Origin of the sequence: Paenibacillus lautus NBRC 15380 (assembly GCF_004000945.1) — a bacterium.
GTDB lineage: Bacteria > Bacillota > Bacilli > Paenibacillales > Paenibacillaceae > Paenibacillus_AQ > Paenibacillus_AQ lautus.
Map to the genome: position 1 here is coordinate 94722 of NZ_BIMF01000004.1, position 17840 is coordinate 112561.

16 protein-coding genes are annotated in these 17840 nt (G+C 51.7%); 1 reads left to right on the top strand and 15 read right to left on the bottom strand.

The genetic code is table 11. From position 1 onward, the window contains the following. Positions 1–6 precede the first annotated feature (6 nt). Positions 7–2496, top strand: a complete 2490-nt coding sequence (locus tag PLA01S_RS09595) for a glycoside hydrolase family 38 N-terminal domain-containing protein (RefSeq protein ID WP_127591803.1) — start codon at positions 7–9, stop codon at positions 2494–2496. A 106-nt stretch (positions 2497–2602) separates the two neighbouring features. Here PLA01S_RS09595 and PLA01S_RS09600 read toward each other — a convergent pair whose 3' ends face one another. The 15 genes from PLA01S_RS09600 to PLA01S_RS09670 all read right to left on the bottom strand — a co-directional run bounded on the left by PLA01S_RS09600 (position 2603) and on the right by PLA01S_RS09670 (position 17666). Beyond that, complete coding sequence (locus PLA01S_RS09600; RefSeq protein ID WP_041621962.1) at positions 2603–2839, bottom strand: DUF6953 family protein; 237 nt, start codon at positions 2837–2839, stop codon at positions 2603–2605. Positions 2840–2919: 80 nt separating this feature from the next. Continuing rightward, the gene (locus PLA01S_RS09605) at positions 2920–3645 is read right to left on the bottom strand and encodes a YwiC-like family protein (protein WP_127591804.1); all 726 of its coding nucleotides are present in this window, start codon (positions 3643–3645) and stop codon (positions 2920–2922) included. 51 nt (positions 3646–3696) lie between these two features. Next, a complete protein-coding gene (locus PLA01S_RS09610) occupies positions 3697–5211 on the bottom strand; it encodes a nitrate/nitrite transporter (protein ID WP_127591805.1) in 1515 nt (504 codons plus the stop codon). A gap of 167 nt (positions 5212–5378) precedes the next feature. Then, positions 5379–6026, bottom strand: a complete 648-nt coding sequence (locus PLA01S_RS09615; protein ID WP_127591806.1) for a response regulator transcription factor — start codon at positions 6024–6026, stop codon at positions 5379–5381. After that, the gene (locus tag PLA01S_RS09620; protein ID WP_127591807.1) at positions 6023–7105 is read right to left on the bottom strand and encodes a sensor histidine kinase; all 1083 of its coding nucleotides are present in this window, start codon (positions 7103–7105) and stop codon (positions 6023–6025) included. The genes PLA01S_RS09615 and PLA01S_RS09620 overlap by 4 nt, the downstream gene beginning before the upstream one ends. Beyond that, positions 7102–7566 carry a GAF domain-containing protein gene (locus PLA01S_RS09625; RefSeq protein ID WP_076320773.1) on the bottom strand — a complete coding sequence of 155 codons (465 nt, stop codon included), beginning with the start codon at positions 7564–7566 and terminating at the stop codon, positions 7102–7104. Before PLA01S_RS09625 ends, PLA01S_RS09620 begins: the two co-directional genes overlap by 4 nt. A 51-nt stretch (positions 7567–7617) precedes the next feature. Continuing rightward, positions 7618–8310: a respiratory nitrate reductase subunit gamma gene (gene narI / locus PLA01S_RS09630; RefSeq protein WP_100536131.1), complete on the bottom strand. Its 693-nt coding sequence runs from the start codon at positions 8308–8310 to the stop codon at positions 7618–7620. Beyond that, a complete protein-coding gene (gene narJ, locus PLA01S_RS09635; protein ID WP_127591808.1) occupies positions 8297–8875 on the bottom strand; it encodes a nitrate reductase molybdenum cofactor assembly chaperone in 579 nt (192 codons plus the stop codon). Before narJ ends, narI begins: the two co-directional genes overlap by 14 nt. Then, a complete protein-coding gene (gene narH, locus PLA01S_RS09640) occupies positions 8868–10403 on the bottom strand; it encodes a nitrate reductase subunit beta (RefSeq protein WP_127591810.1) in 1536 nt (511 codons plus the stop codon). The genes narJ and narH overlap by 8 nt, the downstream gene beginning before the upstream one ends. Further along, complete coding sequence (locus tag PLA01S_RS09645) at positions 10393–14067, bottom strand: nitrate reductase subunit alpha (protein ID WP_127591812.1); 3675 nt, start codon at positions 14065–14067, stop codon at positions 10393–10395. Before PLA01S_RS09645 ends, narH begins: the two co-directional genes overlap by 11 nt. Positions 14068–14311: 244 nt before the next feature. After that, positions 14312–15286 carry a Gfo/Idh/MocA family protein gene (locus PLA01S_RS09650; RefSeq protein WP_127591814.1) on the bottom strand — a complete coding sequence of 325 codons (975 nt, stop codon included), beginning with the start codon at positions 15284–15286 and terminating at the stop codon, positions 14312–14314. A gap of 33 nt (positions 15287–15319) precedes the next feature. Continuing rightward, the gene (locus PLA01S_RS09655; protein ID WP_127591816.1) at positions 15320–15769 is read right to left on the bottom strand and encodes a hypothetical protein; all 450 of its coding nucleotides are present in this window, start codon (positions 15767–15769) and stop codon (positions 15320–15322) included. A 154-nt stretch (positions 15770–15923) separates the two neighbouring features. Next, positions 15924–16529, bottom strand: coding sequence for a hypothetical protein (locus PLA01S_RS09660; protein WP_127591818.1), 606 nt, complete (start codon positions 16527–16529; stop codon positions 15924–15926). Next, positions 16522–17352 carry a sensor histidine kinase gene (locus PLA01S_RS09665; RefSeq protein ID WP_127591819.1) on the bottom strand — a complete coding sequence of 277 codons (831 nt, stop codon included), beginning with the start codon at positions 17350–17352 and terminating at the stop codon, positions 16522–16524. The genes PLA01S_RS09660 and PLA01S_RS09665 overlap by 8 nt, the downstream gene beginning before the upstream one ends. Positions 17353–17477: 125 nt before the next feature. Beyond that, complete coding sequence (locus tag PLA01S_RS09670; protein ID WP_127592212.1) at positions 17478–17666, bottom strand: hypothetical protein; 189 nt, start codon at positions 17664–17666, stop codon at positions 17478–17480. Positions 17667–17840: the final 174 nt, after the last annotated feature.

Below are 17840 nucleotides of genomic sequence, written 5' to 3' on the forward strand. Positions count from 1 at the left end.
CAATATATGAACCTATCCACCCAAGGCGGTCATGAACCCGCCCGCCCCTGGACGATTTATGTCATTCATCATTCTCACACGGATATCGGCTACACCGAGCGCCAAGAGAGGATTGAGCAGTACCATGTTGATTTTATCCGCCAGGCACTAGGCATCGCGGAAGCCGCAAACAGCGGAGATCGCCCGGAATGGAAAACATTCCGCTGGACTTGCGAAACCTTTTGGGCCGTAGAGAAATTTCTCGAAGCAGCAACTCCGGCAGAAAAAGAAGCTTTTCAACAAGCGGTAAAACGCGGCGATATCGAACTGTCCGGAACCTATCTCAATATGACCGAACTCCCGGATTACGACCTCCTACTGCGGAACCACGGCAAGGCGCAAAGGTTCGCGGAGACCTTCGGACATCGGATCGACAGCGCCATGACCGCTGACATTAACGGGTACGGCTGGGGGTACGCGGAAAGCCTGCTGCAAAATAACATCGAGCATCTATTTTCATGCATTCATACGCATCACGGCATGTATCCGTTGGGCCGCAAACAAACGCCGTTCTGGTGGGAAAGCCCGAACGGCGGCAGACTGCTTGTTTGGAACGGCGAGCATTATATGTTCGGCAACGAGCTCGGGTTCTGTCCGGACGCACTGGGTAAATACATCATCAAAGACGAGCTTCAGCATAACCTGATGGAGCCTGAACAACGTCACAACGACATCGCTGCTTTACGGATTAACCGGTATTTATGGAATCTCGAGCAGGAAGCCTACCCGTATTCCTTCGTTCCGGTCATGGTCTCCGGCCTGGGCACGGACAATGCATCCCCGAATGCGGATATCGCGGAGTGGTTGACGAAATGGAATGAACAATACGGCGACCGAATCACCATCAAGCTGGCTACGCTGTCCGAATTTTTTGCGGCATTGAAACAGGAGGACCTGTCCGAGCTTCCGGTACACCGGGGGGATTGGCCGGACTGGTGGACCGATGGGGTGGCTTCAACAGCGATGCATACCCAGATTTACCGGGATGCCCAGCGTACCCTTCGCAAAGTCAAGCGGCTCGATCCGGCCCATGGTGCGGCAAGCCTCGCCGAGATCGAGGATGCCTCACAGGCGCTGACCATGTACGCGGAGCATACATGGGGCTATCATTCCTCCGTGTATGAGCCATGGCATCCGCAGGTGCAAATGCTGGAGGTACGGAAGCAGGCCTATGCGGCGGAAGCCAGCAAACTTGCTTACCGGGCATTGGACAAAGCGCTCGTGGCCCGTCATGGCGCGCTGCTTGCCCCCCATCGACCCTTGCGGTACGAGGTGATCAACACGGAACCGGCACCGGCGACGCTGCAGGTCACCATCCCGCTGGATGGTTGGGAACACGTGATCTTGAAGAAAAAGTTCGAGCTCATCGACGAAACGACCGGGCAGCCTCTACCGTACCAATTGGCACATTCGGGTGCGCTTGTCGCGCAGCTCTCACTTGAACCGGATGAGTCCCGGATCTTGTACATCCATCCGCACGAAACGCAAGATGCCCTCTCCGCTTTCGGGAATATGGTGACCGCGCGCAACACCGAACCGATTGCGTGTGAAGGAATCGCAGACATCCAGACTCAGCCCATAACTCCTTATCCGATCGTGGTGGGCAAGCGTTCGATCGAATCCGAATCCTTCCGGATCGAATGGGAAATGAACGAAGGCATTACGGCCTGGATCGATAAGACGCGCTCGGCAGACCTGCTGGACGGCGTACGCGAGCACGGGCCATTCACCCCCGTGTACGAGGTTACGCCGGCTCAGGATGAGCATAATCCATCCGAGGTGTGCTCTACCCGCCGCCGCATGGGTCGCAACCGGAAGGGCGTCAACGTCCAGCGGGACACCGGGCGCCTGACCCGAGCGACCGTTCTGGACAACGGGCCGCTATTTGCCCTGGTGGAGCTGGTCTTTGACGTGAAAGGGCTCAGCTACTATGCCCTCCACATCAAGATGTATGCGAATCAGCCTCGTGTCGAGGTGTCCGTCCGCTTCCACAAAGACAGCGTCTGGCTGCCGGAAAATGTTTACGTGGCTTTGCCATTCACCATGGGCACTGAAGCCGAGCTATATGTAGAAAAAGCAGGCTGTCATATCCGCCCATGGAAGGATCAGATTCCCGGATCCTGCCTGGATTACACCAGCGTCCAAGAGGGGATATTCTGGCACTCGGCTAAAGAACGGGAAGCGCTCATCCTGTCCATGACAGACACGCCGCTCGTACAGCTGGGAACGCTGGAGCACGCGCCCCGGCAGCTCCACACCATGCAGCCTGCGGACAGCCGTCCTTCCACGTATGCCTGGATATTGACCAACTACTGGGAAACCAACTTCAAGGCTACGCTTGGCGGCTTCTACGAGTTCCGCTATGCGGTAGAACGGCATCGCCAGCTGGACCCGGAGCAGGCTGCGAAGACCCTGCACGCTTCAACCGGACAATTCACGGTTCACCGAATCAAATAAGTCGTAATGAAAAACAGCTGCCCTGGTTTCAAGGCAGCTGTTCTCATTATAATAGGCAGGATGGCCCTCAAGCCGCTCCAGCCCTTATTATTTTTCCGAAGCAAGACTACGTCCATGCCCACATGAATCCGTCACGATCCCAAGCGATCCGACCGCCATGCAGTTTGCGGAATGCCTTCTTCACGTCCTTGGACAGTGAGGCATTACCGTTTTCGTTAACGAAAACAAACTCTTCCCCGAAGTTCTCGCGTACATAGCGGATGGCCTCCGTCTGATACAAATTACCCGTAAACCGGATTTCCTCCACCATCCATTCAGCCACCTGCTGCGCTGTATATGTCATATAAACATCGTTCCCTTCTGTATGCCTCCACTTATTATAACAGAATGGACGATGGAATCGATTTTTATGAAAACGGCAGACTACATCAACATCATGGACAGCAATAAAAACTGAACGGAACCTACAATCTCGATGATTCCGACCTTCATCGGTTTCATTGCTTTTCCGGAATACAGGAACGTCTTAATGAACGGAAATACGAATGGCAGAAACATCCACGGATTCCCGAAGATGATCGGCAGAACCAACATGACGGCATGATATATTCTTGCGTATATCGTCCAGCGCCTGTTTTTCCGCTCACGGAATACCGATTTGACAAAGAACACGGTGCCCGTGAAATATAGGAAATTATACACAATGACGGCGGCAAGCATCGGATCGAAACCACCGCCCCCCAGCATATAAGCAGCGGCACCTCCGGTACAGAACAGCAGAATTGCGCAAATATCATTTAACAGCGCACGCTCCGCTTTCTGAAGGACATGCCAAACGTTCACCATGATCAGGATGAGCAGCACAGGTGCAAACCAGAGCATCGACGGTTTGAAGACAAGCACCGGAATCAGAAAAACCACGGCGATAAAGGTATAAATGATCCCCCAGGATATCCAAGTTTTACGTTGGGACATCTTCTTTAAGGATTGCAGAAACGGATAGGACGCCATGTATAAACCTAACCACGCCAAAAATAGCGGAAGGTGCAGCAGAGCCGGCTTGGCTGCCGCCATTCCTATGATATAGGGTACACTGACCATAGCCCAGCCACCATGCTCCCGCGGGATGACAATCCTCGTCTTTTTCATGCGTTTCTCCCTCTCCAATCCATCAACTCATACCCATCGTGATTCATATCTTCAGCCATTCGAACAACGGCCAGGCGGATGATAAGTAATATCGCTAAAGGTACCCACATACTGAACGATGTCACCCGATTCGTCCTTTACCGCGTTAATCGTCAGCAGCTCCAAGTACTCTTCTCCGTCTTTCCGGCGGTTCCAAATCTCCCCCTGCCAGCTCCCGTGTTCCCTGATTTCAGACCACATCGCCTGATAAAACGCCGGTGATTGTCTTCCGGACTTTAATACGCTCGGATTTTTGCCGAGTACTTCCTCCTCCGAATATCCGGTTAACTTCGTGAATGCCGGATTGACGGCATTGATCCTACCGTTCGGATCCGTAACCAGAATCCCCTGGCCGGTGGAGTTAAACACCTCCGATTGTACGGTGAGTTTGTCCTGGTAGTACATCCATACCACAATAACGAAACTGGCAAGCGCAACCTGCGATAAGGCCATGAATCCAATGGAGTACTGCCCCGTAGCCGAATGGATGAAGGAAAGCATCAGCGGCGGGAAGAATCCGCCAAGGCCGCCCATCATGGACACAATACCGTTTACAATACCGGCCTGCTTGTTGAAGTAAAGGGGCACGAGTTTGAAAACAACCCCGTTTCCGAGACCGGCACCAACGGCAATGGTTAAGCATCCGGCCGTATATAAGCCAATGGATGGAGAGAATGCCAACAGGATGGCCGCAGCCGTGAGCCCTATGAATACGCCCATTAATAAGAACAGCGGTTTAAATTTATCCGCAAGCCAGCCGCCTACGGGACGTAATAAAGTGGCTACCAAAATGAACCCTGCCGTCCGCATGCCGGCGTCCACCTTCGCAAGCTCAAAATGGGTTACCAGGAAGCTTGGCAAGTACACTGTAAAGGCCACGAACGAACCGAATGTAATAAAATAAAAAAGCGAGAAAAACCACAATTTTTCATTTTTATACACGCCCTTGATTTGTTCCATTACCGGTGTTTTTACCTTTATTTCTTTGCGATCGCCTAAAAATGCATTTAGCACGGCAAATATCAGCAGCAGTATCAAATACAGCTGGACGGTGTTGGACCATCCGATCTGAGTCGCGATGACCGGTGCGGCAAACGTGGTAATGGCAGTACCGATGTTGCCCATCCCGTAGATCCCATTCACGAGTCCCAGCTTCTCTTTCGCATAGTATTTAGGCAATGAGGTCACGCCAACCGAGAACACCGCCCCCCCGATCCCCAGGAACAAACCTCCGATGACCAGATGCGTAAAGGAGGAAGCCGAGCTGATAAAATAGACCGGAAACAGCAGCAGGATGAAGCTGGCGATAAAAACAATTCGTGCTCCCACCACATTGGCGTAATAGCCAAGCGGAATCCGGAGGACCGAACCCAGCACCACCGGAATAGCCGTCAGAATAGCGAGTCGGTCGGCCGAAATGGAGATGTCCTCTCGAATAAACGGCAGGAGCGCGGAGATGATAACCCATACCATAAAGCCAAGCACCAGATTCATTGTTTGCAGCGGAAGCTGCAGCTTTTTGATCATTTCCATCACCTTTTCTAAAGCGTAATGAATGGCATATTGATCCCCAGCTCCTATTGTACGTGCACCTATTCACAATGCTAATAGGGAAGTTCCCTGAATCTCCCCGGGGAACTTCCCTATTCCTTAAAGCAACGACCCTTAATTGCGCCCTGTTGTATATGTAAGGACTAAAAATCCAGCAATTTTTTCTTCAATGCATATTCCACTAACTCCGGACGGCTTTTCAAATTCAGCTTTTCCATAATTTTGGCCTTGTGCGCTTCCACCGTCTTGACCGATACGAATAGTTTTTCTGCGATTTCCTTATTGCCATAACCCTTGGCGATCAGAGGCAAGATCTCAATCTCCCGTTTGGACAGACTGTTAAACGGATCTTGGTCCGCGCTCTCGCTATCTTTCTTAATAAACTCCCGAACCAGGGAAGTAGCCATCTGGGGATGGATATAGGTCCCTCCCTTATGCACCATGCGGATGGCGGAGATTAATTCATCATCCGGCGCATTTTTGAGTACGTAACCTGAAGCCCCGTTTTTTAATACATGAAACAGATAATCATCATCATCATACATGGTTAGAATCAGAATTTTCGTCTCTGGAAATTCACTGCTGATCTTGCCGGTTGCAATCAGTCCGCTTTCGCCGGGAGGCATGCTTAAATCCATCAACAGCACATTCGGCCGGTGCTTCGCCACCATGGTGTAAGCCTCCATGCCGTCTGCCGCCGTCGCGACGACCTCCATATCTTCCTGGTAATTCAGAATCATGGAAAATCCGCTGCGAACCACGGCATGATCATCCGCAATCACAATTTTCATGTACCCATCACCTCCAGCTTGTCGTCACTATTCGTAAGCGGAATGTTAAGCTGAATCGTCGTACCCTCACCGGGAGCGGAAAGCAAAATAAACTGACCACCGACAAGCTCTGCGCGTTCGCGCATCCCGTACAGTCCCAGTCCGGTTCCCTTAGCTTCATCAATGACCCTGTTAAACCCGACTCCACGGTCCCGGACGGTTAACTGAAGGTAGCCATTCACTTCACATAAGCGTACATGCACCTCATCCGTTCCTGAATATTTCATGGCATTCAGCACCGCTTCCTGGCATACCCGGTACACAACCGTTTCAATCTCGCTGCCGTAGCGTGCTGCCGCTAACTCCGCAGAAAAATCAACAAGCACTCCGTAGTTCTTTCCAATCCATTTAAAATGGGAGCGGAAGGCAGCCTCAAGCCCCAAATCATCTAATGAAGCCGGCCTGAGTTCAACGGATAAATGCCGGATATCATCCAGAAGCCTGGTTAAAGACACCTCGGTCTGGTGCAGTTTCTTGAGCACATCCTCGCCCACGTTCATATATTTAACGACGCGCAGGTCGACCAGCGAGCTTAAGAGCTCTTGAGCCACGCTATCATGCAGTTCGCGGGATATCCGCTTGCGCTCGTCCTCCTGTGCCTTGATGACATATTTCAGCATATTCGTCCGCTGCAGCATTTCCTGTGTCTTCTGCTGCTTCGTCAGGTCGAGAAGCATCATCACCCGGATGCCGCGAGCTTCATCGATGATATGGTAACTGGCCGCATAGGGAACGATTCCTTCGCCCCGTGTCTTAAGATAGACTTGGAACGACGAAAACTCGCCATCCGGATAATCCAGATAGCATGTGGAGCAGGTTATGAGATCCTGTTCATCGGTGTACCCTTTGCAGGTTTGGCAGAAGGAACCATCCGCACCAGAATGCATCCTCTCGATCACTTCAATGTCAAGGATGTTCTTTGCGGCCGGATTCATAGCCACCACGCTGCCCTTTTCGTCAATAAAAAAAATGGCCTCCATGCTATTATGATACATGTTTCTAAGCAATTCGCTTAAATGCTCATCCGTCATTTGAATCAAGGCTGTGATACCTCCTTGGCATAAAAAGCACCAAATTCCGTTCCTATTCCTTCCTGAAACGTCTCAAAGGACATTGGATCCAGCACGTTTTCCTTGCGATATCCCACAAGCAAAACACCCCTGACGCGAGAGCCTTCCCACAGCGGTACTGCACCAAGGCTTTTCAACTGCTCGGCAACGATAATCGGGTAATTATACAAGTCCCTTGATTCAATATCAGCATTCACGTTTTGAATCAGCATCGGTTTTCCGGTCTTAAACACCATGCCGGCGATGCCTTTGCCGGAATGTAAAACGATGCGCTTATACCTCTCGTTTATATTTCCCGAGGCATACTGCCAGGTCAATACAAATCGGTCTTCAGCCGGCTGCACCAATGCCATGGACACGAAATCGAATTGAAACCGGGCACGAAGCTTATCCATTTCACTTTGGTAGTTAAAGATCGGCTGATTCTTCATTTCCATTACTCCTCTGACGTAGAAAAGAAGGCCAAAAAGCCTTCTTCCGCTCTACGATTCAAATTTACGGTGCTTTCTATACAGGATATATCTTCTACCCACATAATTCAACGGAACACTCCACACATGCACCAATCGGGTAAACGGCCATAAGCCGAAAATGCCAAATCCCGCCAGAATGTGAATTTTAAACGATAGCGGCACATTCACCATCAATGAAGCATCCGGACGGAGCATAAACAACCCACGGAACCACACGGAGACCGTTTCCCGATAATTGAACTCCGGCTGCACCGCGTTCGTGACCAGCGTGCTGTACATCCCCATAAATACGATAAACAGCAGGAGGACATTAACCATCATATCGGATGCGGAGCTGAGTTTTCGGACATTTCGAATGGTGAACCGCCTGGCGGTTAACAATACCATGCCTGCCAGCGTTAGAAAGCCAAATGCGCTCCCGATATACACCGCCCCGATATGGTACATATGATCACTGACGCCCAGCGACTCCATCCAGGATTGAGGGATAGCTAGACCTGCGACGTGCCCCCCGATAACCGGAATGATGCCTAGATGAAACATGAGACTGCCCAGTTTGAGATGCTTCTTCTCGATAAATTCGCTGGATTTTGCCGTCCAGTTAAACTGGTCCGTACGGTATCGGTAGATATGACCGACAATAAACACGGCAAGGCAGATGTAGGGAAAAATGACCCACAGAAACTGATTAATCATGCTCATGAGCTGCCGCCTCCCGATGGACACACGCTTTGAACGTCTCTCGCAGACCTTGAATGAGATAACGATACGGACTCTTATACTTCTCCAAAGCTTTCAGCAGATGATAGGTGCCGTCTTCCATTACAGCCATCATCAAACCCAGGCTCTCCGCCGCTTCCTTTTCACGCCCCTGCCAATTCGCTGCATACAAAAATTCACACATCAGGGGAAGATAATCCGATAATTCCGAGCCCTCGATGCCGAGGCCAAACATCTCATACGTCTCTTTAAGTCTGGCGAGCATCTGGCCACGTTCCCTGCCATCCTCAAATTTATAATAGGTCATATACAACGTAGATTTTGCCTGAAAGTCGAAGGTCTGGACGTAGAGCTCTTCAATCTGTTCCATGCTGTATTCATGCATGGTCGTCCAGTACGTTCTGATGGATTCATAGGCCGGGTCTGCGGAGCCAAGCGACTCCTCCATGACCGACGGATGGAAGTCCAGCTTTTCCGGATACGTGAGCTGCTGAGCGAAAAAGCCGAAAACATGTTTATAATCATGCAGCTTTCCGAGATTAATCACGCCAGATCCCTCCGTAGAAGTTTTCTTCGTACAGCTCTTTGCCCGTTTTGCCCTGCAAACCTTCCGGTCCGCAGCCGCCGCAGCTTGCGCTAAAGCCTTCGGAACCCTGTGAACGGTAAACATCCATATGGCTTTCTTTATGCGAAGTCGGAACAACAAATCGGTCATCGTATTTAGCGATGGCAAGCAGCCGGTACATCTGATTCATTTGATAGGCGGTCAAGCCAACCCGTGCTAGCCGTGTCTCATCAAACGCAGTCTCCGACGATTGCGCACGCATGTAAGAACGCATCATGGCCATTTTTTGCAGAGCTTCCTTCACCGTCACCGTATCCCCTGCCGTGAGCAGATTCGCGAGATACTGGATCGGTGTACGCATCTCCTCGATTGCCGGGAAAATCATGTCCGGGTTCTCAATCGAATCCCTGCCTTCAAAATAGTTCATGATCGGACTGAGCGGCGGCACGTACCAAACCATCGGCAGCGTCCGGTACTCCGGATGGAGCGGAAAGGCCAGCTTGTATTCAATGGCCAGTTTATATACGGGCGAGTTTTGGGCAGCTTCGATCCATTCTTCGGTTAATCCGTCCTTGCGCGCCTGCTCGATCACAGCCGGATCATGCGGATCCAGGAACAGATCGCACTGAGCTTGATAGAGATCCTTCTCATCCGGCGTGGAGGCTGCCTCCTGTACCTTGTCGGCATCGTACAGCAGCACGCCCAAGTACCGGATACGTCCTGTACAGGTTTCGGAGCATACCGTAGGCAGCCCGGCTTCAATTCTCGGAAAACAGAAGGTGCATTTCTCTGCCTTGTTCGTTTTCCAGTTAAAATACACCTTTTTGTACGGGCAGCCCGTCATGCAGTACCGCCAGCCGCGGCAGGCTTCCTGGTCCACCAATACGATGCCGTCTTCATCCCGCTTGTACATGGCTCCGGAAGGACAGGACGCTACGCAGCTCGGGTTCAGGCAGTGCTCGCACAGGCGGGGCAAATACATCATGAACGCCTGCTCAAAGTTGAACTTGATTTCTTCCTCGATCTTTTCGATATTCGGATCTTTTGGGCCGGTCACATGGGCTCCCGCCAGATCGTCTTCCCAGTTCGGACCCCATTCCAGATTCATCGTCTCGCCGGTTACAGCCGATTTCGGACGGGCCACCGGCTGATGCTTCTTCTCCCCGGCATTGGTTAGATGCTCATAGTTATAGGTCCACGGCTCATAGTAATCTTTCATTTCCGGCATATCCGGATTGTAAAAGATTTTGCCGAGCGCGATTTTGGACAGCTTACTGCCGGATTTCAGCTGCAGCTTGCCCTTTTTCAGCGTCCAGCCTCCCTTGTACTTCTCCTGGTCTTCCCAGCGGATCGGATAGCCTACGCCCGGCTTCGTTTCCACGTTGTTAAACCACATGTATTCCGCACCCGGACGGTTCGTCCAGGTGCTCTTGCAGGTGACACTGCACGTATGGCAGCCGATGCATTTATCCAGATTCATGACCATGGCGACTTGTGCCTTAATCTTCAAGCCAATCCACCTCTTTCATTTTGCGGACAGCCACGTACACATCCCGCTGGTTGCCGATCGGTCCGTAGTAGTTAAATCCATAGCTGAGCTGTGCATAGCCCCCGACCATCTGGGTCGGCTTCACATGTATTCTCGTCGGCGCGTTGTGGCTGCCTCCGCGGTCCTTCGTAATTTCCGAGCCCGGCACGTTGATGTGTTTATCCTGCGCGTGATACATGTACATCGTGCCTTTCGGCATCCGGTGGCTGACGACGGCGCGGGCGGTGACAACGCCGTTGCGGTTGTAGACTTCCAGCCAATCGTTGTCCTGAATGTCATGAGCCGCTGCGTCATCGTTGTTAATCCATACCGTCGGGCCACCGCGGAACAGCGTCAGCATGTGCAGATTATCCTGATAGGTGCTGTGAATGTTCCATTTGCCATGCGGCGTCAGATATCGGAGCACGAGTGTATCCTTCCCCCCGGTAATCTGCTTGTCGCGCGGTCCGAATACCATGGGCGGAAGCGTCGGTTTATACACCGGCAGCGCCTCTCCGAACTGCAGGAAAATTTCGTGATCGATATAAAAATGCTGTCTGCCGGTCAGCGTGCGGAAAGGTACGAGCCGTTCAATATTCGTTGTGAACGGGGAGTATCTTCTTCCCATTTTGTTCGATCCGCTGAATACCGGCGTCGGAATAACTTCCCGCGGCTGGGCCGTGATGCTCTGGAACGTGATGCGCTCTGCGGCGCGGTCCGCGGAAATGTCTTTCAGCTGCACGCCGGTGTCCTGCTCCGCCGATTCCCAGGCTCGCTGCGATACTTTGCCATTCGTGGCCGAAGACAGATTCAAAATGGCGTCCGCCGCATTTCTTGCCGTATGGAGTTTGGGCAGGCCATTCTTGATGGTGTCATCGTAATAAGTTCCGTTCAAACGCTTCAGCTCTTCATACTCTTCGGCGACCGAGAAGCTGACGCCGTGCGCTCCGACTTTGCCTGTAGCCAGGTTCGGACCGAGCGTAATATATTTGTCGTGAATTTTCGTATAGTCCCGCTCAACCACCGTCAGATTAAGCATCGTTTTGCCCGGAATCGCTTCGATCTCGCCCTTGCGCCAATCCTTCACTTCACCGTATGGCTGGGCAATCTCGCTAATGGAGTCATGAGAGAGCGGTGTGGTGACCAGATCCTTATATATTCCCGGCAGATGAGTCTTCGCCATGTCGGAGAAGACTTCGGCAATCGTTCTGTATATATCCCAGTCCGACCGTGATTCCCAGAGAGGATCGACTGCCGGGTTAAACGGATGCACAAAAGGATGCATATCGGTTGAAGACAAGTCCGTTTTCTCATACCAGGTTGCTGCAGGAAGGACGACATCTGCGTACATCGGAGTTGATGTCATCCGGAAGTCCAAGGCAACAAGCAGATCCAGCTTGCCTTCCACGTTATCGCGCCAGACCATTTCCTCCGGCTTATCCTCTTCATTCGGCGTCGAGAGCAGGCTGTCCGAAGCGCCCAATAAATGCTTCATGAAATATTCCTGACCCTTGGCAGAGCTCGAGATCAGGTTCGAGCGCCAAACGAACAACGAACGCGGATAGTTTTCCGGCGCATCCGGATCCTCTGCCGCAAACCGGGTCTCTCCAGAGATCATTTGCGCAAGCGTATGCTTCACAATTTCCTCATGGGTGGTTTTCCCCTGCTGCGCTGCTTCCTCCGCAAACTTCAGGCTGTTTTTGTTGAACTGCGGGTAAGATGGAAGCCATCCAAGTCTCGCGGCAAGCACATTGTAATCCGCCGGATGCTGGTAACGGATCTCCCCGCCCGTTGGCGATTTCAGAGAATCGGCTCCCATTTCTTCGTACTTCCATTGGTCAGTCGCAAAATAAAAGAACGATGTCGCGTTTTGCTGACGCGGCGGTCCCTGCCAGTCTTTGGCGAAGGCGACCGTGGACCAGCCCTCGATCGGTCGGCATTTCTCCTGGCCGACGTAATGCGCCCAGCCACCGCCGTTTACGCCTTGGGACGCCGTTAGAATGACCAGATTCAAAATGGAACGGTAGATCGTGTCACTGTTAAACCAGTGGTTAATCCCGGCGCCCATGATGATCATCGAGCGACCGCCGGTTTCCAGCGAATTCTGCGCAAACTCCCGGGCAATCTGAACCACGATGGATGGCTTCACACCGGTGATTTTCTCCTGCCAGGCCGGGGTATAGAAGGAGTCCGCATCCTTGTACCCGTCTGCATCCAGCCCGCTGTCTGCCTGTCCAATGCCATACTGGCTCAGCATCAGATCGTATACCGTTACCACCAGACGCTGCGTCCCGTCCGCCAGCTGAATGGTCTTCGCCGGAATATGGCGTTCGAAAGTGCCGTTGGCGTTGTTATCGAAGAACGGGAAGGAAATCGTCTGTCGCTCTCCACCCTGAGGCTCCACGGATAGCGCCGGCGCAATGACCGAGCCGTCCTCGCGCTCCAGGATCAGGTTCCATTTCTTGTCCTGCTCCCAGCGCTGCCCCATCGTGCCGTTCGGAACCGTGATTTCATTGGTATTCTCGTCGATAATCACCGGCTTCCACTCGGCATGCTGCGTGGTATCTCCCAGATCGCTTGCCCGGAGGAAGCGTCCTGCCTTGTATCCCCCCTCAAACTCATCCAATAGAATCAGGAAAGGCATATCCGTATATTGTTTCGCATAATTCAGGAACATCGGTTCCTGACGGTCATGATAGAATTCTTTCAAGATGACATGCGTCATGGCCTGTGCAATGGCCGCATCGGTTCCGGGATTCGGAGCCAGCCAGTTGTCGGCGAACTTAACGTTCTCGGCATAGTCCGGCGCGACCGACACGACCTTCGTGCCTTTGTACCGCACCTCTGTCATGAAGTGGGCGTCCGGCGTCCGCGTTAACGGCACGTTCGAGCCCCACATGATAAGGTAACCGGCATTGTACCAATCGCTGGACTCCGGCACGTCGGTCTGCTCTCCCCAGATTTGTGGAGATGCCGGCGGCAAGTCCGCATACCAGTCATAGAAGCTGAGCATTTCTCCCCCAAGCAGGGAAATAAATCTGGCCCCTGAAGCATAACTGATCATCGACATGGCCGGAATGGGCGTAAACCCGGCAATGCGGTCCGGGCCGTATTTACGGATCGTATAGATTAACTGGGCGGCGATCAGCTTCGTGGCCTCCTGCCAGGACACACGGACATGACCGCCTTTCCCCCGTGCTTGTTTATAGGACTTGGATTTCTCCGGATCTTCGACGATGCTGGCCCAAGCGGCGATCGGATCGCTGTGTTGGCTTAAGGCCTCTTGCCACATATGCCATAGCCGGCCGCGCATATAAGGGTATTTCACCCGCAGCGGACTGTATTCATACCAGGAAAATGAAGCTCCGCGCGGGCAGCCGCGCGGTTCGAATTCCGGCATATCCGGCCCGCAGGAGGGATAATCAATCTGCTGGTTTTCCCAAGTGATGATCCCGTTCTTCACAAAAACCTTCCAGCTGCAGGAGCCTGTGCAGTTCACGCCATGCGTCGTCCGTACCACTTTGTCATGCGACCAGCGCTTGCGGTACATATCTTCCCATTCCCTGCTTTTCTCCTCCAGAACGGACCAATTGTCAGAATAGCTTTCCATCCTCTTGAAGAACTTCAGCCCCGACTTTCGTTTCATAGGACAGTTCAACTCCTTCTGCTTGAATGACAATGATTGGGGAATCAATGTGCCGTCCTTCGTATAGCTTTATTATGGGTGCCTTCTTGATCGGTTCCTATTAGGGAAACACCTATATTCCTGCGAGAATTCCCTTGGTTAAGGCAGGCGCGATTCATGCACGGTTCTCTTTGAAACGAAAAAAAGATGCCCCCGGAAGACCTGATGGTCTTCTGGGACATCTTGGGGTTCTAACGGGATATGATCATTCCCCGATCTTCACTGGGACCCCCGTTTCGGCCGACTGCAAAGCAGCAAAGGTAATTTTCATGGTTTTAAACGCATCCTCGTATGAGGATAAGATTCCGGAGGCATCCCCGGTGCGAACCGCGTGGATGAACACTTCGTTCTCCCGAAGATACGGGTTAGCCGCATTGCGGTATTCCGTCATTCTTCCTTTTTCCTTAACGATGAGTTTATCAGATTGAATGCCGATGACCCCCTGCTCCGTATAAATATCCAAGCCGGCCCGATCCGACTCCGGCAGCATGCAGGTATTGGAGATCGTTGCCACGGCGCCGGATTTTAATTTCAGCGTCGCGGTACCTACGTCGTGCACCGTCACCCCCTCATGAATATCCTTCATCGCTCGATGGGCAAAAGCCGCATACACTTCATCCGCTTCACCCAGCAGGCAGCGAAGCAGGTCAACTATATGGGTGGTTTGCTCGATGAATTGCCCTCCCGAGCCTTCCTGCTGTCTCCACCAGTACACCTGCGGCATGTCTCCCATCCAGTAGCCAAGCGCCATCCCGATCTCCCGGCCTTCCAGCAGCTCGGCAGCCTTGATGGCTGCATCCGTATAGCGGAAATGGTACCCTGCAGACGTAATCAAACCGGCCTTCTTCACCTCATGCAGAATTTGCCTTGGCGTATCCAGGTTCGTGCCCAGCGGCTTCTCGACCAAAAAAGGAATGCCCCGCTCCACTACCTGGGCTTCGATCTCTCCGTGCGCAAACGGCGGGACGCAGATATAAACCGCATCCGGCTTAGTTGCATCCAGCATCTGTTCAACGTTGCTGTACGCCTTGGCCCCGGCATAGCCCCGCACCGCTTGTTCCGCTTTCTCCTGACTCGTCCCAACAAAGGCGGCAACGTTAACTCCGTCCATGTTGGACAAAATATCTGCATGTACTTTGCTAAACCAGCCTGTGCCTATGATTCCAATTCGCAATGCCATGTAATCCTAAGACCTCCCCTTTGATTAGAGATACTATGGTTTTCTTCTCAGCCATTGATATACAAATCCTGCAGCGAACACAACCAGCATCAGGACATAAGCGATGATGACGATCTCCGTGGAGCTGATGTCTCCAGAATACATCAAATGAACCTGGGTTCCAATGATAATCATGAATAACACATAATATTGGGACAGACCGGCGAGCATCATGTTCCTGGAGGCCTCGTCCACAAGTACGAACTGCCAAATGTAGAGCAGGAAGGCTGGCAGCCAGACCAGGTTACCCAGTAGGAAGCTGTATATCTTACTCCTCGGAAGCAGAGCGAACTGCCGCCCGGCCCAGAACAAGAACAGCATGAATCCTATATTGACCGTCCAGAGCAAAAAACCGTAAAAGGGCAGCATAACCATTAATGAATTAAACAACCAGCCTCCGATTAATGGCGCCAGCACAATCAAGCCGTATTTGTTTTTTCTCAAAAAAAGCTCCAAAACCTCACTCCTTACTGAATGATTCTTTTCCTATTATAAAAGATGTCAGCGGGTGATGCTGAAAATCGTGCCTTTCAGCGATTGAAAAAACGAAGAGGCGGCCGCATCCGGCCGCCCTTCTGTCTGTATTACTTGTTCCACGCTATTTCAGAGTCAATGTTTTCTCCCAGGTTAACTCATGTCCCTGCTCATCGATAAAACGGAACAAGACCTGGCCCTCCTCGCCCTTCATCCCGTCAGGATAGATAAACCCGGAAAATTGTCCGTTTCCGCTGATATAAAATCCGTCTTCCCCGGTCTGCCCGTGTTCAATCGCTTCTTGAAACGTGCTCTTGATCTCGGTTTTGTCCGATTTCCACTCCATTTCACTCAAGGAGTAACCCTCCGGAAGTTTAGTCACGCCAAAGTCGAAGCTGTTTCCCGTAATCGGCTTGGGGGTTTGATCGATCACAATAAGGATCTGCTGATCCCCTTCCGCCGGTGGATCCTGGATTTCGTTTTGTTTTTCCTGATCAGGATCTTTGGTTGCTTCCGAGTCTCCTTGGTTCGATTCGGGATCCGCTGAAGCACCGGTCCCATCTTGACTGGCAGCCGGCGTTTCAGGATCGACCACGTTACCTTGATCCGTATCAACCGTCGAGCCAGCTTGGGTTTCCGGAGACTTCGTGTCCGATGGTCCGCCGCACGCGCTGGTCAGAAGCAGCACGAGCAGGGTTGAAATAAGATAGATATATTTGTTGTTATTCATGATTTTCCCCTCTGCTTTCGTTCAATGTAAAATAAAAGGCCACGCCTCGATCCGTATTCATCACGCCATAGTCGCTTTCATGAAGCACCAGAATATGTTTGACAATCGCGAGTCCAAGGCCGGTACCTCCGGATTTGCGATCCCGGGAACGCTCGGCTCGGTAGAATTGGTCCCATATCCGCCCCATATCCGATTTCGAAATGGGCTTGCCGGCATTTTCAATGATCGTGGTGACCTTCCCTGGAGACATCCGCAGTAACCTTATGGTAACGACGCTGTTCTCCTCGGCATGCCGGATAGCATTGCTCAATAAATTGAGAATAACCTGTTCAATCCGTCTCGAATCCGCCTGAACGATGGCCTCTTCATCTTGACCTTGGTGGATGCTAAGCTGGAGACGTTTGTCCTCCAACTGCCGGGTAAACGAATCCGCCGCCTGTTGGATAAGATCAGTGAGCGAAAAACTTCGGGGCTGCAGCCTTATAGCACTCACTTCGAATTTGGAAAGCTCCAGCATATCCATAATCAGCGCATTCATTCGATCCGTTTCATTGACGATGAAGGCAAGGTACCGTTCTCTTTTATCGTCCGCCACCCCATCCTGCAGCCCTTCCGCAAATCCTTTGACAATCCCCAGCGGGGTCTTTAATTCGTGGGAAATGTTCGCGATCAGCTCTTTGCGGAGCTGTTCGGATCTCAATTTCTCCTCCACGTCTTCCTGCAGCCTGGCATTCGCCCGGGTAAGCTCCTTCAGGGCTTCATCCAGATTCTGCGATAACGTGATCATGCTGCGTGACAGCTCCCCGAACTCATCCTTGTACATCGTGTGTACTCGGTTTGAACTTTAGATGCTCCTATCACGAGATGATCATCGGACACCCCCGAGTCCTTTATCTGAATAACAAAAGGCCGCTCCCCGGTCATCGTTCCAGGAAACGGCCTTTACAGTTATCTAAAAATCATCCATATCACAATAAACGCAATTAACGAAACAAGATAAATGATGAGCAGCTTCGTGAGATTGGTTTTTGTTTTCCGCTCATAGTTCGGGTTTGCCTTCTTATTCTCCTGAGATAATCCTACAACAAGCGTGGAAACTCCTCCAATTAAAGCCAGCGCGATGACGATAATATACATAACCAACCACAAACAACCCCATTCGATTATTCATTATATACAATCTATTATAGAACCTGAGGCATCAGGATCAACAGTAATCATCATTCTTATATCATTTCTGCCTCATTATAATGAACAATCGGCTAATGCACACCATCCAATTTCGCCACAGTTTGACCATCCAATTGGATG

Coding starts and splice junctions, on each gene's coding strand:
- PLA01S_RS09595 (WP_127591803.1), top strand. CDS start 7: ATGAACCTATCCACCCAAGGCGGTCATGAACCCGCCCGCCCCTGGACG.
- PLA01S_RS09600 (WP_041621962.1), bottom strand. CDS start 2,839: ATGACATATACAGCGCAGCAGGTGGCTGAATGGATGGTGGAGGAAATC.
- PLA01S_RS09605 (WP_127591804.1), bottom strand. CDS start 3,645: ATGAAAAAGACGAGGATTGTCATCCCGCGGGAGCATGGTGGCTGGGCT.
- PLA01S_RS09610 (WP_127591805.1), bottom strand. CDS start 5,211: ATGATCAAAAAGCTGCAGCTTCCGCTGCAAACAATGAATCTGGTGCTT.
- PLA01S_RS09615 (WP_127591806.1), bottom strand. CDS start 6,026: ATGAAAATTGTGATTGCGGATGATCATGCCGTGGTTCGCAGCGGATTT.
- PLA01S_RS09625 (WP_076320773.1), bottom strand. CDS start 7,566: ATGAAGAATCAGCCGATCTTTAACTACCAAAGTGAAATGGATAAGCTT.
- narI (WP_100536131.1), bottom strand. CDS start 8,310: ATGAGCATGATTAATCAGTTTCTGTGGGTCATTTTTCCCTACATCTGC.
- PLA01S_RS09645 (WP_127591812.1), bottom strand. CDS start 14,067: ATGAAACGAAAGTCGGGGCTGAAGTTCTTCAAGAGGATGGAAAGCTAT.
- PLA01S_RS09650 (WP_127591814.1), bottom strand. CDS start 15,286: ATGGCATTGCGAATTGGAATCATAGGCACAGGCTGGTTTAGCAAAGTA.
- PLA01S_RS09660 (WP_127591818.1), bottom strand. CDS start 16,529: ATGAATAACAACAAATATATCTATCTTATTTCAACCCTGCTCGTGCTG.
- PLA01S_RS09665 (WP_127591819.1), bottom strand. CDS start 17,352: ATGTACAAGGATGAGTTCGGGGAGCTGTCACGCAGCATGATCACGTTA.
- PLA01S_RS09670 (WP_127592212.1), bottom strand. CDS start 17,666: ATGTATATTATCGTCATCGCGCTGGCTTTAATTGGAGGAGTTTCCACG.